The sequence below is a fragment of the Paenibacillus sp. RC73 genome (genome assembly GCF_044908085.1).
Taxonomy (GTDB): Bacteria; Bacillota; Bacilli; order Paenibacillales; family Paenibacillaceae; genus Paenibacillus; species Paenibacillus terrae_A.
The window spans coordinates 450,188-466,962 of sequence record NZ_JBIYCV010000003.1; the positions used below are offsets into that span (position 1 = coordinate 450,188).

At 47.9% G+C, this 16,775-nt stretch carries 16 protein-coding genes; 11 read left to right on the plus strand and 5 right to left on the minus strand.

Annotated features, from left to right (window positions below):
• The first annotated feature begins 95 nt into the window (after positions 1 to 95).
• Positions 96 to 1,730, plus strand: coding sequence for a DUF6138 family protein (locus ABH897_RS08925; protein WP_404591655.1), 1,635 nt, complete (start codon positions 96 to 98; stop codon positions 1,728 to 1,730).
• 11 nt (positions 1,731 to 1,741) lie between these two features.
• Here ABH897_RS08925 and ABH897_RS08930 read toward each other — a convergent pair whose 3' ends face one another.
• Genes ABH897_RS08930 through ABH897_RS08950 form a run of 5 tightly spaced genes read right to left on the minus strand, consistent with a single transcriptional unit; the run spans position 1,742 to position 4,420 of the window.
• Positions 1,742 to 2,062: a hypothetical protein gene (locus ABH897_RS08930; RefSeq protein WP_283653645.1), complete on the minus strand. Its 321-nt coding sequence runs from the start codon at positions 2,060 to 2,062 to the stop codon at positions 1,742 to 1,744.
• A 5-nt stretch (positions 2,063 to 2,067) separates the two neighbouring features.
• On the minus strand, positions 2,068 to 2,628 hold the full coding sequence (locus ABH897_RS08935; protein ID WP_283653644.1) for a hypothetical protein: 561 nt from the start codon (positions 2,626 to 2,628) through the stop codon (positions 2,068 to 2,070).
• A gap of 31 nt (positions 2,629 to 2,659) precedes the next feature.
• Positions 2,660 to 3,289 (minus strand): hypothetical protein, encoded by a 630-nt coding sequence (locus tag ABH897_RS08940; RefSeq protein ID WP_283653643.1) that lies wholly within the window; start codon positions 3,287 to 3,289, stop codon positions 2,660 to 2,662.
• 29 nt (positions 3,290 to 3,318) lie between these two features.
• Positions 3,319 to 3,783, minus strand: a complete 465-nt coding sequence (locus tag ABH897_RS08945) for a HEAT repeat domain-containing protein (RefSeq protein WP_283653642.1) — start codon at positions 3,781 to 3,783, stop codon at positions 3,319 to 3,321.
• Complete coding sequence (locus ABH897_RS08950) at positions 3,776 to 4,420, minus strand: immunity 50 family protein (protein ID WP_404519398.1); 645 nt, start codon at positions 4,418 to 4,420, stop codon at positions 3,776 to 3,778. The genes ABH897_RS08945 and ABH897_RS08950 overlap by 8 nt, the downstream gene beginning before the upstream one ends.
• Before the next feature lie 425 nt (positions 4,421 to 4,845).
• Between ABH897_RS08950 and ABH897_RS08955 the strand changes: the two genes are divergently transcribed.
• The 10 genes from ABH897_RS08955 (at position 4,846) to ABH897_RS09000 (ending at position 16,761) form a co-directional block, all read left to right on the plus strand.
• Positions 4,846 to 6,471, plus strand: coding sequence for a DEAD/DEAH box helicase (locus ABH897_RS08955; protein WP_404519399.1), 1,626 nt, complete (start codon positions 4,846 to 4,848; stop codon positions 6,469 to 6,471).
• Positions 6,472 to 6,710: 239 nt separating this feature from the next.
• Positions 6,711 to 7,679 carry a cation diffusion facilitator family transporter gene (locus ABH897_RS08960; RefSeq protein ID WP_404519400.1) on the plus strand — a complete coding sequence of 323 codons (969 nt, stop codon included), beginning with the start codon at positions 6,711 to 6,713 and terminating at the stop codon, positions 7,677 to 7,679.
• Between the two features lie 114 nt (positions 7,680 to 7,793).
• A complete protein-coding gene (locus ABH897_RS08965; protein WP_283653638.1) occupies positions 7,794 to 8,816 on the plus strand; it encodes an LCP family protein in 1,023 nt (340 codons plus the stop codon).
• A 154-nt stretch (positions 8,817 to 8,970) separates the two neighbouring features.
• Entirely contained in the window at positions 8,971 to 10,134 is a 1,164-nt protein-coding gene (locus ABH897_RS08970) for an AI-2E family transporter (protein ID WP_283653637.1), read from the plus strand.
• 128 nt (positions 10,135 to 10,262) lie between these two features.
• Complete coding sequence (locus ABH897_RS08975) at positions 10,263 to 11,282, plus strand: LLM class flavin-dependent oxidoreductase (RefSeq protein ID WP_404519401.1); 1,020 nt, start codon at positions 10,263 to 10,265, stop codon at positions 11,280 to 11,282.
• A gap of 230 nt (positions 11,283 to 11,512) precedes the next feature.
• On the plus strand, positions 11,513 to 12,406 hold the full coding sequence (locus tag ABH897_RS08980) for an ABC transporter ATP-binding protein (protein WP_283653627.1): 894 nt from the start codon (positions 11,513 to 11,515) through the stop codon (positions 12,404 to 12,406).
• A 10-nt stretch (positions 12,407 to 12,416) separates the two neighbouring features.
• On the plus strand, positions 12,417 to 13,217 hold the full coding sequence (locus ABH897_RS08985) for a hypothetical protein (protein WP_404519403.1): 801 nt from the start codon (positions 12,417 to 12,419) through the stop codon (positions 13,215 to 13,217).
• A gap of 85 nt (positions 13,218 to 13,302) precedes the next feature.
• Positions 13,303 to 13,779, plus strand: a complete 477-nt coding sequence (locus ABH897_RS08990; RefSeq protein WP_014278523.1) for a glutathione peroxidase — start codon at positions 13,303 to 13,305, stop codon at positions 13,777 to 13,779.
• A gap of 386 nt (positions 13,780 to 14,165) precedes the next feature.
• Entirely contained in the window at positions 14,166 to 15,527 is a 1,362-nt protein-coding gene (locus tag ABH897_RS08995) for an FAD-dependent oxidoreductase (protein WP_404519404.1), read from the plus strand.
• Between the two features lie 385 nt (positions 15,528 to 15,912).
• Complete coding sequence (locus tag ABH897_RS09000; RefSeq protein ID WP_283653623.1) at positions 15,913 to 16,761, plus strand: formate/nitrite transporter family protein; 849 nt, start codon at positions 15,913 to 15,915, stop codon at positions 16,759 to 16,761.
• Positions 16,762 to 16,775 lie beyond the last annotated feature (14 nt).

Consider the following 16,775-nt stretch of genomic DNA (forward strand, 5'->3'; position numbering starts at 1 on the left):
TATGCTATAATCAGGAAATAAAATAGTTATAAATTAGTCTATCTTAATTACGTTAGAACTACAATTTGTAGGGGATGAAGGAGGAACACATCATAATGGCATCAGGGGTACAAGCATACATAGATCCGATTTTCGAGGCAATTGATAAGGCGTACGCTTCTGAGCAAAAGCGCATTGCCGAATTCCAGACAAAAAGTGTCCTTCACGAAGGGATTCATGAATACTTAAAAGTGACCTGTAAGGAGGACGGGCTATGGGTGGATACCTATGAACCGTTTGATTGGGATAACCGTAGACCGGATACGAAAATTTCTGGTTTTACGGAGGGTGTAACGCTCCAGCAGGTGCAGGACGAATGGATGCCTGTGATCAGGGAACGGATAGAGACGCTGTTTAAGTCTGAAAAATTTAGTTCCATGTTCTTTCGTTATCGGCTGGAATTTCATCTGGAAGTGGTCTTGGAGAAGAAATCCAGCCATTTTACATTTTCACTTCTAAACGAAGATAAACGACAGCATTTGTTAGCCTCTATCCAGCAGTTTGTGGAACAGAAGCTCAACCCCTCCAGTAAAGCTGTGCCGAAGGAAAAGGACGATTTTTTCTTTGTGAGGCACTTGCTCGATCCTCATTTGTACCCTATAGATGCCGAACGGGTAGGTGACCTTCTGGATCGAATGGATGCAAAAGTGAAGGTGAGCCGCAATCGTGAGGAAGCATGGAGACATCAGCTTAACGGTGACTTGAAGCGTTGGGCCGAAGATGAATTTTTGGCGAGGTATGCGGATCGTGAAAAAAGCTACGGGCTGGATTATACGGTGAAGCCTGATATTCGTCCTTCAGATATTCCTGCACCAGCCATAGAGATGTTCCTGCTCACCGCGATGCGAGTGGGTTCGACCGATGCCGATGCACGGCAGAAATATTTGGAGATCGCTTCACAGCTAGGCTCGGAGCAGGCCGCCCAGTGGCTCAAGAGCGGATCAGGTAGCATTCCAGCGCTATACACAAGCGAGCGTGTCACCTGTAAAGCGAATGATATTTTGCAAACGCTGGAGGTTCATATTCGTTCGGAGGAAGAAGAGAGCTACAGGGAAGCGCTCGTATATGTATGCGATATTTTACAGAAGGGCTTTACCAAGGAATATCGCCTGAAGCTCAAGAGCAAGGTGAAAAATATCCTGCCTGTGCCCAAGCTGGCTAAATCCACGTTGCATCGTTTTTTTGCCAATGCACTGGAATATCCAGCTCTCTACCCGCTACTGGCTGAATATGCAGATATCGCGATGGAAGAGTTCAAGTGGTACAACGATGTGGAGCCAGGAGAAAAATCGGCGATGCCGGGTACCTATGTGGTGATGGGGCTGGGCCTGAAAGGAACGGACTATTTTTCATTGGTGATTCGCTATATGAAGCTGGTGGATACGGAGCATCAGTCGGTACAGGATGGCTACGCGGCTGTTTTTGCAGATGCGCATGGACTGACACCGGACACGATTCCAGTTTGGACGAAGATTCTTCTGGCAGGCAACCAAAGTGCTAAGCCGTTGAAGTCGTCTGGAATCGAAAGCGTAGAGCAGGCACAGGTGCTGATCGAGGAGCTTGAGAAGCTGGAGGATTACGACAAAGAGCTGCTCGTTTACCGAATTTGGGGCGGCGAGAAAAAGCTGAAAAGCAGCCTGAAACAGGCTGATCCTGAGGTAAAAGTGCGGCTGGAGACGCTTATTCCATAAAAGCATCGTATTCATGGTAATACTGAAGTCCCTGTGCGATGCGGTGGATGTCCGGCTCGTTGCCGCTGCGGTAGCACTTCAATGACATCCTGCACGGTCGCTATCTCCAGCCATGTCTGTGCATGGTGATCGGGAAGGGAAGCGGGAATACTTTCATCGCGGTGATTGGTGACGGTGAGACCTGCATCCTCCAGCTCCCATAGCTCTTCCTCAGGGATGATATAATAGGTGGTATTGACAGGATTGCTCTGAAAACGTTCCAGATTGGTGAATACCCATTCATTCATACCGCTCACGCTCAGAGATTCATCCTTGAAGCGTTTCTGTTCCATCCTCGTCAGGCCAGCTCTTCCTGAATGATTTCTGTTTTCAGACCTTTGGCGCTTGTAATCGTAATACTAATCGCATCAAAGCCGTTCCGCTTCGCCTCTTCAAAATCGCATAGCTTGCCGTTGATCAGCTCAAGCTGCCCATCCTCATCCACATCGTCTGAAAATTCATCATCCCAATCGACATTGTAATAAGCGGTCACGCTCACCTCAAACGTATCCTCACCGTCTTCATCTAAATAGGGTAAAAGGGGAGTGCGGTTGTTCTGCTGTTCCTCCGTATATACTTCGCATAGCAGTGCGTCGTAACCGTGTCGGGTTCCGTCAAATATCACGATCTGTTCGCCCGTGACCGTATCCTCCGCAATCATGAGCTGAGGTGCAAATTCAGTCACGGCGATCAGCTCGTCCATCCACTCTCCATAATAAAAAATATGAAATTTCGTATGTCCGGCCTGAGAACGGAGCTTTCCTGTCCATTCCTGCTCGATCCATGCGTCCGGGTTCTCGGGTACAGCCCATCCCTCCAAATAAGCAGGTCCCAATCGATATTGTTGTGTTTCTGTCATAAGTATCCCCTTCCTTTCTCACGGATATTTTTCATATTATGAATAGAGTAACGATTTTATTGTCCTCGTCCACGTCTACTTTTACGGTAATTCCCAGCTTGTCCTTGAACAGTCTACTGATATTGATGTAGTTATCTTTCACAAGACTGCTTGATCCACCAGAGCTGCGAGTCATACCTGTTGTGATAATGGAGCGAACATATGCCTTGTCAAGCCTGGCTTCGGGATTATAAGTATAGATGACTTGTTCCTGCTGGTTATAATAATGCTGTAACTGACTGTAATCGTTGGCGTTCTTATATTTCTTCTCTTGCCGAACGTAATCGGGATGATCCAGGGTGTAGTGAATCCTTCCGTCCAGAAAAGGATTTTCTTTGGAGGGCTTGAGTTCATATTGTCCATAGGCTAACTGAAACAAGTATTCTAAGCCGGCGCCTTCCGCCTGATAGTAGAGCTGACGGTCGTCGCCTTTTTTGTCTATAGCGGTAAAGCTGCTGATTACAGGCCAGGCATCATACTTTTCACCCTCCAAGTCCACGGCAACCTTGTACTGTACAAGTACCTTTTCATTTTGAAATAACCCGAAGCTGCTCATGATGAAATAGGCGGGAACACATATTACCCCGATAATAAGTATGAATATAAATATTTTGACTCGCATGAGTAGGTTGATTCTCCTTTGGTTGTCGATTATCTTGACAGTTCCCGCTTGGCAGACACGCCGAATTCCTCATGTTGTAACAATTGCTTCAGGGCATGTTGTGCGAAAGGCAGGTGCTTATGTGAGCACAGCAGCGCAAAGGCTGCTTCCTTGACTAATATGTATGCATCACTGTGGATCAGCTTCAGGGCCAATCCGAGTTCTGCTTCCGAGCAGGGCATCCATGCCAAAGTTTGCAAAGCGGCTATTTGCACATCATCATCTTCGTCAGGCGTGACCAGCAGCTCGCAAATTCCCCGTAAAATGGTCGGCTGCTGGTTGCCATCCGTGTACAGTCCGATGACCTTCAGCGCCTCCATACGAATAAGCTCATCCTCGGACGACTGCTGCGCCAACTGCAACAGAAAAAATCCGTTCGTCATTTTGGGATGATCCAGATCATCATGTGTAAAAGAATGACAGCGCAGCAGCTCCCGAGCCTCCTGTTTATTCATTCAACTCTGCAATCTCCGTACGGATGCCTCTGCACAGGAAGCTGCCTGACAGACCGGTTATTGCATCAATATCAATGACCATGTCCGCTTCTTCATAACGGAAATCAAGCTGTAAAATGATATTTTCCGTTTCCATAGCCGTCAACTCATGTTCCTTTGTTTCTAAAAAAGTAAAGGTCACCGCGTAACGGGATACATTTTCCGTTGAAGACATAGTAAGTAAGGGTTGCTCAGCGGAAGGCGTCAGATCGGGTGATTTGGGTATCAGTACGGTAGGTGGTGATAGTTCAATCGTCAATGTTATCTGGTCCTTTGTGATATCGGCTGCTGTAATGTGGTCATAATGAAAGGGAGGGAAATATCCGAGCTTTTCCACGATTTTATCTGCTCCTTGAATGGAGACGGTCGGTGAGAAAGCCAGTTCAAGCCCGATGGAGCCTGCCAACTGGCTCTCATATTGCGGATTGATCCGTACAAGAGCCTGTTCCGCCCCTACCTCCACAATCGTGCCGATAAAATATTGCTTGCCATGAATCAGAACAATATCATGCGGAACGAACGGCAGTGCGCCCCCTGCTTTGTAATGAATGAGATAATCGTTTTCTATTTTTTCAACGTTTTGAACCTGAATATGCATAAGTTTCAACCTCCTGATGTTTAGTATAATGGATTTTTCAAGGTTGTGGTAAAGAAAAACAAGTCCATGACTGGAAACATAATTTATGTCTGGGTGTTCTGTTCGAGCATTTCCTATTTCATAATATCTGACATGGCAACTAAATTCACCTTTTGCATCCGTTCATTAAAATGGTTTGGAAACCCGTTCAACTTCGCGTATACTAGGAAAGTCATATATGGAACGGCCTGAGCCGCATTGCGGCCGTATGTTTGGGTTACATGAACAGAATCAACGATAACGGATAAGCTCCCTTCCTGAAAAGGGTTGAATGAGAACCGATACAAAAATGGGAATTCTGAACTATGGAACGATGGATGTCATATGGCACATGAACCTATTTTACGTGACACATATTGAATACAGATAAGGGAAGTGAATATCACTTGAAGAATTTTGCAGCATTAGGCGTAGAGCAGCATTGGGTAGACGCCTTGAAAGAGCAGGGAATTACAGTACCAACACCTGTGCAACGGGAATCCATTCCGCTGTTGATGGAAGGCCAGGACGTTATTGCCGAGGCGCATACGGGAACAGGTAAAACGCTTGCGTTTTTACTGCCGATTTTGCAAAAAATGAATTTGGACAAGCGCCATCCGCAGGCGCTTGTGATTGCTCCAACGCGTGAGCTGGCGCTCCAGATTACACAGGAAGCGAACGTGTTGGCTGCTACGGAGCCAAGCTTGTCGTTGCTGGCTGTTTATGGAGGCCAGGATGTAGAGCGTCAGCTTCGCAAGCTGAAGGGCGGCGCACAGTTGATTATCGGTACACCCGGACGATTGCTGGATCACCTGAGACGCGGCACGCTGGATCTGAGCGGTGTTAAAATGCTGGTGCTGGATGAAGCCGACCAAATGCTGCACATGGGCTTTCTGAACGATGTAGAGACGATTCTTCAGGAAGTTCCGTACCGGAGACAGACCATGCTGTTCTCCGCTACAATGCCAGCAGGTATCCGCAAACTGGCTCGTGTATATATGAACGAGCCTGTGGATGTAAAAGTGAAGTCTGCTTCTTCCGTTCCGGTGAGCCAAATCCGTCAGGTCGTTGTACAGACGACGGATCGGGGCAAGCAGCAAGCATTAGTGGATATGCTGAATGCAGATCGTCCGTATTTGGCTGTTATTTTCTGCCGTACAAAGCGCCGCGCTGCTGCGTTAAATGAGCAGTTGCAAGAAATGGGCTTCGAGAGCGGCGAGCTTCACGGGGATTTGTCCCAGAACAAGCGTGAACAAGTGATGAAGGCGTTCCGTGAAGCGAAGCTTCAATTGCTTGTAGCGACTGATGTAGCCGCACGCGGCCTGGATGTGGAAGGCGTAACGCATGTCTTCAACTATGACATGCCGCAGGATGCCGAAAGCTACATTCACCGCATCGGGCGTACTGGCCGTGCCGGAGGCAAGGGTGTGGCGGTAACGCTCGCCACGCCACGGGATGTTCCAGAGCTTCGGAACATCCAGAAGGTTGCTGGTGTCACATTCACCAGCAGCGAGGGCGGCGGGCAGCGTAGACCTGCTGCCGGTACAGCTGAGCGGCAGGATGGAGAACGCCGCTCAGGCAGAAACGACCGCCGTTCCTTCGGCGGCAACGGTTCCGGCGGCGGACGCCGGGGCAGCGGCCGTGAACAGGCTGACCGTCGTGACGGCACAGGCCGTGGCCGCACGGAGCGGGAACAGCCGCGCGAAGGACGCGCAGCTTCCGCAGGCGGCGAACGTCGCTCCAGCCGCAGCAGCGAACGCGGCGGGTATGACCGCAGCAGCGGCGGCTCCACTCGCGGAGGCCAAGGTCGCTCCGTAGGGCAAAGCAGCGAACGCGGCGGGTATGACCGCAGCAGCGGCGGCTCCGCTCGGGGAGGCCAAGGTCGCTCGGCAGGGCAAAGCAGCGAACGCGGCGGGTATGACCGCAGCAGCGGCGGCTCCGCTCGCGGAGGCCAAGGTGGTCGCATTGGACAAGCCAAAGGCGGCCCGCGCGGGACTCAAGGACAGGGAGGCCGTCGCGGACGGTCCAGATAAAGCAAGAGCGTTCTCATAGAACGCTCAACTATGGTTATGATAATAGCCCCGGAGAGGCTCATCTTCCGGGGCTATTATCATCTCCACCCATGCCGCCAACGCGGCAGCATCATAGGATGGAATAAGCGGCATTACTATTTTGGGCAAACAAAGAAAACCAGCAGCATAGCTGCCTTAAAAACAACTGATTAACTTGGCGATAACAGTTGTTTTTAAGATAGATACGGAGGTTATACATCATGCACGAACAGGATATGGGCAAACGCGCTATGGTGTCAGCGTGGATCAGCCTGATCAGCAACATCCTATTAACTGGCATTAAAATCATTACAGGCGTCATGTTCAACAGCAAGGTGCTGGTTGCTGATGGTGTGCATAACGCCGGGGACGTAATCGCCTCGGCAACGGCGCTGGGGGCGATGCGTATATCGAGTCTGCCGCCGGATGAGGATCATCCATATGGTCACGGCAAGGCAGAGGTTATTGGAGCCAGCGTGGTAGCGGTCATTTTGTTCGCAGCCGGCATATTTATCGGCTACCATTCCATTATGGCGCTGTTTGAACCGATGCCGAAGGAACATATACTGGCATTGGTGGCGGCGATCATCTCCCTGCTCTGGAAGCAATGGCTGTATATATATACGATCCGTATCGGAAGGGCAGCCAATAGCCAGGGTCTCATTGCTACGGCCAAAGATCATCTGGCGGACGTGTACGCCTCCGCTGCTGCTGTACTGGGTATCGGTTTGGGCTTGATCGGGGAGCACTGGAGCATTCATATTTTATCCTACGGTGACCCGATTGCCGGGTTTGTGGTCGCATTGCTGGTTCTGAGGCTGGCGTGGGAAATGGGCCGTGAATCCATAGATGTACTGATGGAAAAGGCGATTGCAACCGAGGAAATCGAAAGCTATGCCGAAGCAGCCCTAAGTGTAGCCGAGGTTCAGCGAATTGACCGCATCCGTGCCCGTGAGCACGGTCATTACATTATTGTGGATATCCGCGCTTCTGTGGATGCCTCCCTGACGATTCAGCAGGGACATGATATTATCCGGCTGATCAAAGGGGCCGTGATGAAGCAGGAGCCGAGGGTTTACGAGGTGCTTGTGCATCTTAATCCATGGTACGCGGACACTCCTGACAAAGCTAACCTGGCGCCGCAAGAACATAAGAATAACAGCGTGACAGACAAGGAAAACTACCATTAGTCACAGGTCAATCGTGTACGCTGAACAGACGACGCGAATTGACAGATAACTTGCAGGGAGGGTATGCTTTTATAAGCTGAAAGATGTTGAATAAAAGCGAGGTTACTCGAAAATATGCGAAAAATATTAAAATGGCTGGGCATTTCTGTGACTGCGGCAGTTCTTTTGGTGGGCGGATATTATGCTTACTCTATATATCATTTTACAAATCAAATTTCGGTCGCTACCGGTCAGGATTCGAAATTTAAGCCGCAAGCACAAAGCCAGTCCCCAACGAATGTACAGCCTGTAGAAGTATCTCTTCCCCCAGAGTGGGATGGGAAAGAGAGAGTGAATATTTTGCTGCTGGGCGGCGATTCACGCGGGGAGGATTCAGGACGCTCTGACTCTGTTATGGTTGCTTCTGTTGATCCGGTCACGAAGAAGGCTACGCTCATGTCCATCCTGCGTGATACGTACGTTGATATTCCGGGCCATGGGCAAAGTCGATTGAATGCTGCATTTTCTTACGGCGGGCCTGATCTGACCAGACAAACGGTGAGCGGCCTGCTCGGCATACCGATCCAATACTATGTATACACGGATTTTAACGGCTTTATTGCGCTGGTGGATTCTGTGGGCGGTATTGATTTGGATGTCGAAAAGGATATGTACTACACTTCCAAAGCAGACAAGCACCAGTTTGATATTGATTTGAAAAAGGGAATGCAGCACATGGACGGTAAAACGGCCTTGCAATATGTGCGTTTTCGTCATGATGCCACTTCCGATTTTACGCGTACGGAGCGGCAACGCAAATTTATTACCGAGCTGGGTGGCAAAATCCAGTCGACCTCGTCTCTGATTAAGCTGCCAAGTATTTTAAACAGCATCTCTCCATATATTGAAACGAATCTGAGCACAACGGAAATGCTGCAACTGGCTTCATTGGGCTTTAATATCGACGCCAAAACGATCGCGAAACAGCAAATTCCACCGAATGAGCTGGTGCGAGAGACAACGGTTAAGGGGGCACAGGTGTTGGGTGTGGACCAGAGAAAGCTTAAGAACTTTGTACAAAATATGTTTGAGCAAGAAAACAAACCTGTGACCACAACGACGGATTCCGCTGCAACCAAGACAAACGATACTCCATAACATTCCAAAGCAAGCAAAGTCTGTATGCTGTCGTACAACTTTGTTTGCTTTTGTGTTTATTCGGGTATAACCTTGTATATTTTGATCTAAGAATATATCTTAACGATATGAAGGGTCATTACACTCATTTGCTTAAAGAGAAGGGGAATGTCATGTGGAAACAACTCCGGCATGGAAAGACCGATTCAAAAAGTTTTTTCTGAACAACAAGTTTGTGTTATTCCTGCTGGTACTGCTGCTGATCGGCTTAAATGTATTGGTGCTTACCAAAATTTCGTACATATTTACCCCCGTTATTGTGCTGCTGAAAACGATCATTCTCCCAGTCATTTTGTCCGGAGTTTTGTACTATCTGTTCAATCCGCTGGTTGATGTACTGGAGCGCAACAAGGTCAAGCGGATATACTCCATTATTGTGCTGTATTTGCTCATCATAGGGATCATTACCATCGTGATTACATCGGTAGTGCCCGTGATCCGCGATCAGATTCAGGGATTGATTCAAAATGTGCCTGCATATAGCGAGCAAGTACAACAACAGTTTGAGAAATTAATTGGCAGTGACTTCGTGAACCAGTTCCAAAACACGATTCAAATCAATCCGTCGGAGCTGGCCTCCAAAGCTTCTGAAAAGTTATCTGCCTTCATTAATAATATCTGGGCAAGTTTGGGAAGTTTTTTGGGTGTAGTCACAGAAACGGTGCTTGCGATCGCTACGGTTCCATTTATTCTGTTCTACCTGCTGAAGGATGGACGCAAGCTGCCACAGTCGGTGCTGAAGATGTTCCCGCCTATGTTTCGTAAAGAGACTGATCGCATTATGACCGAAATGAATCATCAGGTCAGCTCATATATCCGGGGGCAGATTATTGTCAGCTTCTGTATCGGGGTGCTGTTGTATATCGGCTACTTGATCATCGGACTGGACTATTCTCTGACGCTTGCCGTCATTGCGTCCTTTACGAGCGTTGTTCCTTATTTGGGACCTGTGATTGCCATTACGCCTGCATTAATTGTAGCTTTGGTAACATCTCCGGTTATGCTGCTCAAAATGGTCATTGTATGGACAGTCGTACAGCTCATTGAGGGTAAATTTATTTCTCCGCAAATTATGGGCAAGTCTCTCCGGGTGCATCCAATCACGATTATCTTTGTCATTCTGACGGCGGGCAATCTGTTTGGAGTGGTAGGGATTATACTGGCGGTTCCGGGCTATGCTGTATTGAAGGTTATCGTCACACATCTGTTTAGTTTCTTTAAAAAGCGTTCTCATCTTTATGAAGCGGATAAAGTGAAGGCGAGCCTCAACGAAAAATAAACATTTCCAATTCCTGTGTGAAATCAATTTTTCAGGGTAAATAAAATTGAGCCCTCTTGGGTAACTGTGGCTTCGCGTGCTATAATTAATGCCTATTCTTATTCCCAAACAGAAAGGTCAGACTTTATATGATAAAACTCAGCATTCTTGACCAATCTCCGGTATCGGAAGGCATGACGCATGCGCAAGCATTACAAAAGACCGCTGAGCTTGCTATAGAGGCGGAGCGCTTGGGGTATCATCGCTTTTGGGTATCAGAGCATCATGCTGCCTCTAATCTTGCTGGTTCCAGCCCGGAGGTATTGATCTCGCATCTGGCCGCTCGTACCCGGGCAATTCGAGTGGGATCAGGGGGTGTGATGCTGCCGCATTACAGCGCCTATAAAGTAGCGGAAAACTTCCGTGTACTGGAGGGCTTGTACCCGGGGCGCATGGATTTGGGCCTGGGACGTGCCCCGGGAGGCATGCCAATCGCTACCAGAGCCTTGCAGGAGGGCAAAATTAGAGGTGGCGTCGATCTGTACCCTGAGCAGTTGGATGACCTGCTAGCTTATTTGCATGATAGTACAGGCAGTGAGCATCGCTTCGGCTCATTACAGGCGATGCCGCTCGTAGAAACCGTGCCAGAAATGTGGCTGCTAGGCTCCAGCGGCGACAGTGCAGGGCTTGCAGCCGAACGTGGCGTGGGCTTTGCATTTGCGCAGTTCATCAACGGCGAAGGCGGCACAGGAGCGATGAAAGAGTATCAGGAGCATTTTAAGCCTTCGCAGCACAGTGATCAGCCGCGTTCACTTGTCGCTGTATTTGCTATCTGTGCGGATACCGAAGAGGAAGCCAACCGATTGGCTTCCAGTATGGACCTGTCCCTGGTGTTGCTGGAGCAGGGAATGCGCTCAGCCGGCACACCTTCCGTAGAAAAGGCATTGGCCTATCCGTATACGCCATATGACCGGATGCGCATCCGCGAGAATCGCAAGCGCATGGTGGTTGGCTCACCCGAGCAGGTGAAGCACCAAATTGAGCAATTGAGTGAGGCTTATCATACACAGGAAATCATGGTGGCAAGTATTATTCATGACTTTGACGCCAAGTTGAAATCCATTCGTCTCATGGCTGAAGCATTTGGGCTGCGTTCTGTACAGTCTTGATGTTGTCTGCCGGATATTAGAAGACCACAGCTTTGAGGAGCTGTGGTCTTTTTTTGTGAATTTTCGGGGTCATTTTCCGTGAAATGATTCCTATGCTAAGGCAATATGCCAATCAATACTTGATAATGATTATCAATATCTTTATTATATAAAGATAGAATGAAGTTTTGATGAATAACGTGCGTTAAGCCCGTGACTATATATTAGATAAGGGAAAGGAATGATTCCGAATGTTTCGTCTGAAAACGGCTAATCTGGATATTGCTTATGAAGATCGGTTGATTGTGGAGGATCTGAACGTTGAGATACCGCAAGGGAAAATCACAGCATTGGTGGGTGCAAATGGCTCCGGCAAGTCCACCATTCTGAAGACGATGGCTCGCATCATGAATCCTAAAGGCGGCAGCGTTCTGCTCGACGGTAAATCCATTCATAAGCAATCCACCCGGGAGGTAGCGAAGCAGTTGGCTATTTTGCCGCAAAATCCGACTGCACCGGAAGGATTGACTGTGACGGAACTGGTATCTTACGGACGTTTCCCCTATCAAAAAGGCTTTGGCTCTATGAAAGCAGATGATCGTAAAATGGTAGAGTGGGCCATTCAGGTGACAGGAATGAGCGAGTTCCACGATCGCCCGATCGACCAGCTTTCTGGCGGGCAGCGCCAGCGTGCATGGATTGCCATGGCGCTTGCGCAGGATACGGATATTTTGTTTCTGGATGAACCGACTACCTTTTTGGATATGGCGCATCAATTGGAAGTGTTGCATTTGTTAGAGTATTTGAACACTTCGGCTGAACGTACCATTGTCATGGTCGTGCATGATTTGAACCATGCAGCCCGGTACGCCCAGCATATGATCGCGATCAAAAAAGGGAAGGCCGAGGCTGTAGGAACGCCAACCGAGGTCATGTCCCCTGACGTGCTGCGCGAGGTGTTCGGTATTGAAGCAGATATCGTAACAGATCCTCGTACAGGTGTACCGCTGTGTCTTCCATATGCTTTGGCCGGACAACCAGCGGTAAGCCAAGCCGCAAAGGGATTGAAACTGGAAGAGAATCAACTGGTGGGCTCCGTTTCCGAGCGGCGTGAAGCCAGACCACAGGTAGCGGCAAGAGGATAAAGGAGACCTAATGAAACCACTGGATTATGATCAGCTTGAGCAATTAGCGCGAATAGTGACAGACACACCTGAAGATGCGGTATACTCCGGGCCCGTGGCAGAATGGCTTGAACCGGATAAGCTTGGCTCTGTGATGGAGTATTATGGTGAGTTGCTGCGTGCGGAAGACGGCTTGACCACAGCCGTTTATTTTGTAAACCAGCTGCGAGGTCTTGTGTTTGCTCAGCATTTTATGGTGTCTTTGTGTGAACGCCGTCTCGATCTGTCCGTTTCCAATCTCAGATTTCATATTTGTTATCAAGGGAAATATCCCGCCATCAGCTTTCAGGTCATCGACCAAACAGAGCTGGACAACAACAGGCAAGACGAGCATCATTCATCCGGTCAAGCGCAGCAGGTGTTGCGTGACTTTTACAGCTTGCAGATCAGACCGATACTGGAGGCGATGGCTTCGGCAGGAGGTGCATCTGTTGGACAGATGTGGGGACAATTTCCGCTGACTTTGCTGTATTTTAAGGATAGAGTCCAGCCATCGCTAACCGATCCACAGGATGTGGAGCATTTTGAACAAGATTATGATTATGTGACACGGGAGCTGGAGGGAGAGGTATTCGGGCGTAAAAGAAACCCGTTTACGGTTCGTCTTGTTGAGCTGGATAACCCTTACCGTCCCGGTGAGAAGGCATATATGAAACCGTCCTGCTGCCAATATTACAAGACAGGTGGAGGTCAGCGGTATTGTTTTGCGTGTCCAAGGATGTCTGTTTCAGAACGTGAAGAACGCAGACTCGAAGTGGTGGCGTCTCGCTAAAGTCGAGGGATGTTGGCGTGTCTGTCTCGTTTTGGGTAAAATAGGTGATGAAACTTAAACCAAGCGAAACAAAGGAGGGTGCTATATGTCTGTCTATTCACATCATGCCGTAACACCAGCGAATCAGGAGGTTCCTCTGGATACCTACACCGGTAAGGTGCTGGTCATCGCGAATACCGCAAGCAAATGCGGACTTACCCCGCAATATGGGGATTTGCAAAAGCTATATGATGAATATAAGGATCGGGGACTGGTTGTATTAGGCTTCCCTTGTAACCAATTTGGCGGTCAAGAGCCGGGCAGCAGCGAGGAAGCGGCTGAATTTTGCCAACTGAATTACGGGGTTAATTTCCCGGTATTCGCTAAAGTGGACGTTAACGGTCCGGATACAGCACCTCTGTTTGAATATTTGAAAAAGCAGCAGCCTGGAGAGCAGGAAGATGGCACGATTCAATGGAATTTCACGAAATTCATTGTGGATCGTGAAGGTGTGCCTGTGGGGCGTTTTGAACCCAAGGAATCACCAGAGGCGATGAAAGCGGCTATCGAGCAACTCCTGTAATAGCTTCCAGCTTAGTCAGAAATATACGTTTAGATAAGGTCGAATCTCCGTTGTTTTCCGAGATTCGGCCTTTTTTTGCTTTCTGTATTTCACATTTGATTGATCGTTGCAGTAGCATTTGGAAGCCTGATAAAAAGGCATAATCAAGCCCCATACGGGAAAAACTGAATGAAGCAAAGAGGTGTTGCAGCAAACGACTGACGTTGTATCTTCCTGACTTTAAAAATGTGGACAAATTGTGAATATCATAAATAGCTATTGTAATGTGAAAAATATCACACTATAATAAGTGCATGAAGTGAAATAAATCACAATCAACAAAGTAGTTACGTGAAACAATTCACAATTATTATACATTTTATGCCCACACCAAGGAGGAATTCAACATGAAAGTAGCAGTTATCGGATGTACACACGCAGGTACGGCAGCCATCGTCAACACAGCCAAATGCTATCCAGATGCAGAAATTACCGTTTACGAGCGTAATGACAATATTTCGTTTTTATCCTGTGGTATTGCACTGTACGTAGGTGGTGTCGTCAAAGATCCGCACGGATTATTTTATTCTTCCCCGAATGAACTGGCTGAGCTGGGTGCCGTGACCAAGATGCTTCATGAGGTAACGAATGTCGATACAGCAGGTAAAACGCTGCAAGCACGCAATCTCCAAACAGGAGAAGAATTCACGGACACCTTTGATAAATTGATTGTAACTACAGGCTCGTGGCCTATTATTCCGAAGCTGGAAGGTATTGAGCTCGATCATATTCTGCTCTGCAAAAACTATAATCATTCCAATGACATCATTGAGAAAGCCAAGCATGTACAGAACATTACAGTTGTCGGAGCCGGATATATTGGTGTTGAGCTGGTGGAAGCTTTTCAAATGAACGGTAAGAACGTTACGCTGATTGACAGCGCGGATCGTATTTTGAATAAATATTTGGACCCGGAATATACAGACCGAATTGAAGGTTCCTTGAAGGAACATGGCATCAAGCTGGTGCTGGGAGAAACAGTGAGCCGTTTTGAAGGAAGTAACGGTAAGGTGAATAAAGTGGTTACATCCAAAGGAGAATATGAAACAGAGCTTGTTATTCTCTGCATCGGCTTCCGTCCTCAAACGGATCTGCTTAAAGGTCAGGTAGACATGCTGCCCAACGGCGCGATCATTGTGGACAATTATATGCAAAGCAGCTGCCCGGACGTATTTGCCGCAGGCGATAGCTGTGCAATACGCTACAACCCGACAGGCAAAACGGCTTATATTCCATTGGCAACCAACGCTGTTCGTATGGGTACGCTGGTGGCACGCAATTTGGTTCAGCCGACCATTGCCTATATGGGAACACAGGGAACTTCGGGTATTAAAATTTATGAAGATAATATTGCAGGAACAGGTTTGACGGAAGCGGCAGCAGCGGACGAAGGCATGGCTGTAGAGGCTGTAACCATTGAGGACAGCTACCGTCCTGAATTTATGCCAACCTCGGAAAAGGTACTGCTGAAGGTTGTATATGAGCAGGAAACACGGAGAATTGTCGGGGCACAAATTATGTCGAAGGTAGATTTGACCCAATCGATTAATACCCTGTCGGTGGCGATCCAAAATCATATGACCATTGATCAACTGGCCTTTGTGGATTTCTTCTTCCAGCCGCATTATAATAAGCCTTGGAATTTCTTGAATGCAGCGGGTTTGCAAGCATTGCCGCTGATATCTGAACGGAAGCCAGTTACCGTATAATTCATTTTGTCTGTGACATTGTTCATAAGTTTGTCAACAATATGAGACGTACAGATGAATCCTTATAGTACAATATAGAGAGCATAAGGATTAGGGGGTAAGTGATTTATGGATTTGTTTTATATCCTTTTTCTTGTAGCCGTGGCGCTGGTAGGACTCGGAGGAGTTATTTGGTTCCTGAGGGCAGTTGAAAAGGAAGAATATAACTAAATCATAGGCACTTAGTGGCGCGGTAGATGCAAGAATACACGAAAAACAGTCCTTTATCCAAGGGCTGTTTTTTTAATATTCATTAAAGTGATTTTTTTCACAAACAAAATCACTGATTTTAAATAAAATATGAGAGAGAACATTCGAGTGAAAAGATGTTAAAGGAGCGGAATATATGGCAAGTTATAAACCGGGGCAGATTGCTGAAAAGACGGTGGAAACAGGAGTGGCCAAAGCGAACAATCCATGGACTGTGGCAGTGGTATTGGGATTTTTGGCAGGTGCATTTATTGCGCTTGGATTTTTGCTGGATATACGTGTTATCGCAAGCGCGCCCAAAGAATGGGGAAGTATTGCTACTTTTATTGGAGCAGCCGTGTTCCCTGTAGGTCTGGTATTGGTATTGATCGGAGGCGGAGAATTGCTGACCGGTAATATGATGGCTGTGCCACTGGCGAGATGGGCAGGACGGATCAAGACCGGGGCGATGTTCCGTAATTTGGCGATTATTACGCTTAGTAATTTTGCGGGCGCGTTGTTTGTTGCCTTTTTCTTTGGTCATGTGCTGGGTTTAACCGAGACAGGACCTTATTTGGACAAAGTGGTGGATATGGCGGGACACAAGCTGCATGAAAGCTTTTTGCAATCGTTTATATCCGGTATTGGATGTAACTGGCTGGTAGCGCTGGCTGTATGGCTGGCGTATAGCACGGATTCGATCGGTGGCAAAATTATGGGGATCTGGTTCCCGACGATGGCCTTTGTAGCTATCGGATTCCAGCACGTTGTAGCCAATATGTTTCTGATTCCGGCGGCTATTTTCGCAGGTCATTTTTCATGGGCAGATTATGTCATGAACTTCATTCCGGTTTGGCTGGGGAATTTGGTGGGAGGAAGCATGTTCGTAGCTGGAGCTTACTGGTTGGCATATTTGAAAAAGCCTCATTCCGCTGTACATTCTGTGAATGATTCATCTCAGGCATCTTCATCTACTGCAACAACTCCGTTGAGTGACCATGCTTGATTAAGCAGCGCTTT

Coding starts and splice junctions, on each gene's coding strand:
- ABH897_RS08925 (WP_404591655.1), top strand. CDS start 96: ATGGCATCAGGGGTACAAGCATACATAGATCCGATTTTCGAGGCAATT.
- ABH897_RS08930 (WP_283653645.1), bottom strand. CDS start 2,062: ATGGAACAGAAACGCTTCAAGGATGAATCTCTGAGCGTGAGCGGTATG.
- ABH897_RS08935 (WP_283653644.1), bottom strand. CDS start 2,628: ATGACAGAAACACAACAATATCGATTGGGACCTGCTTATTTGGAGGGA.
- ABH897_RS08940 (WP_283653643.1), bottom strand. CDS start 3,289: ATGCGAGTCAAAATATTTATATTCATACTTATTATCGGGGTAATATGT.
- ABH897_RS08945 (WP_283653642.1), bottom strand. CDS start 3,783: ATGAATAAACAGGAGGCTCGGGAGCTGCTGCGCTGTCATTCTTTTACA.
- ABH897_RS08950 (WP_404519398.1), bottom strand. CDS start 4,420: ATGCATATTCAGGTTCAAAACGTTGAAAAAATAGAAAACGATTATCTC.
- ABH897_RS08960 (WP_404519400.1), top strand. CDS start 6,711: ATGCACGAACAGGATATGGGCAAACGCGCTATGGTGTCAGCGTGGATC.
- ABH897_RS08965 (WP_283653638.1), top strand. CDS start 7,794: ATGCGAAAAATATTAAAATGGCTGGGCATTTCTGTGACTGCGGCAGTT.
- ABH897_RS08975 (WP_404519401.1), top strand. CDS start 10,263: ATGATAAAACTCAGCATTCTTGACCAATCTCCGGTATCGGAAGGCATG.
- ABH897_RS08980 (WP_283653627.1), top strand. CDS start 11,513: ATGTTTCGTCTGAAAACGGCTAATCTGGATATTGCTTATGAAGATCGG.
- ABH897_RS08985 (WP_404519403.1), top strand. CDS start 12,417: ATGAAACCACTGGATTATGATCAGCTTGAGCAATTAGCGCGAATAGTG.
- ABH897_RS08990 (WP_014278523.1), top strand. CDS start 13,303: ATGTCTGTCTATTCACATCATGCCGTAACACCAGCGAATCAGGAGGTT.
- ABH897_RS08995 (WP_404519404.1), top strand. CDS start 14,166: ATGAAAGTAGCAGTTATCGGATGTACACACGCAGGTACGGCAGCCATC.
- ABH897_RS09000 (WP_283653623.1), top strand. CDS start 15,913: ATGGCAAGTTATAAACCGGGGCAGATTGCTGAAAAGACGGTGGAAACA.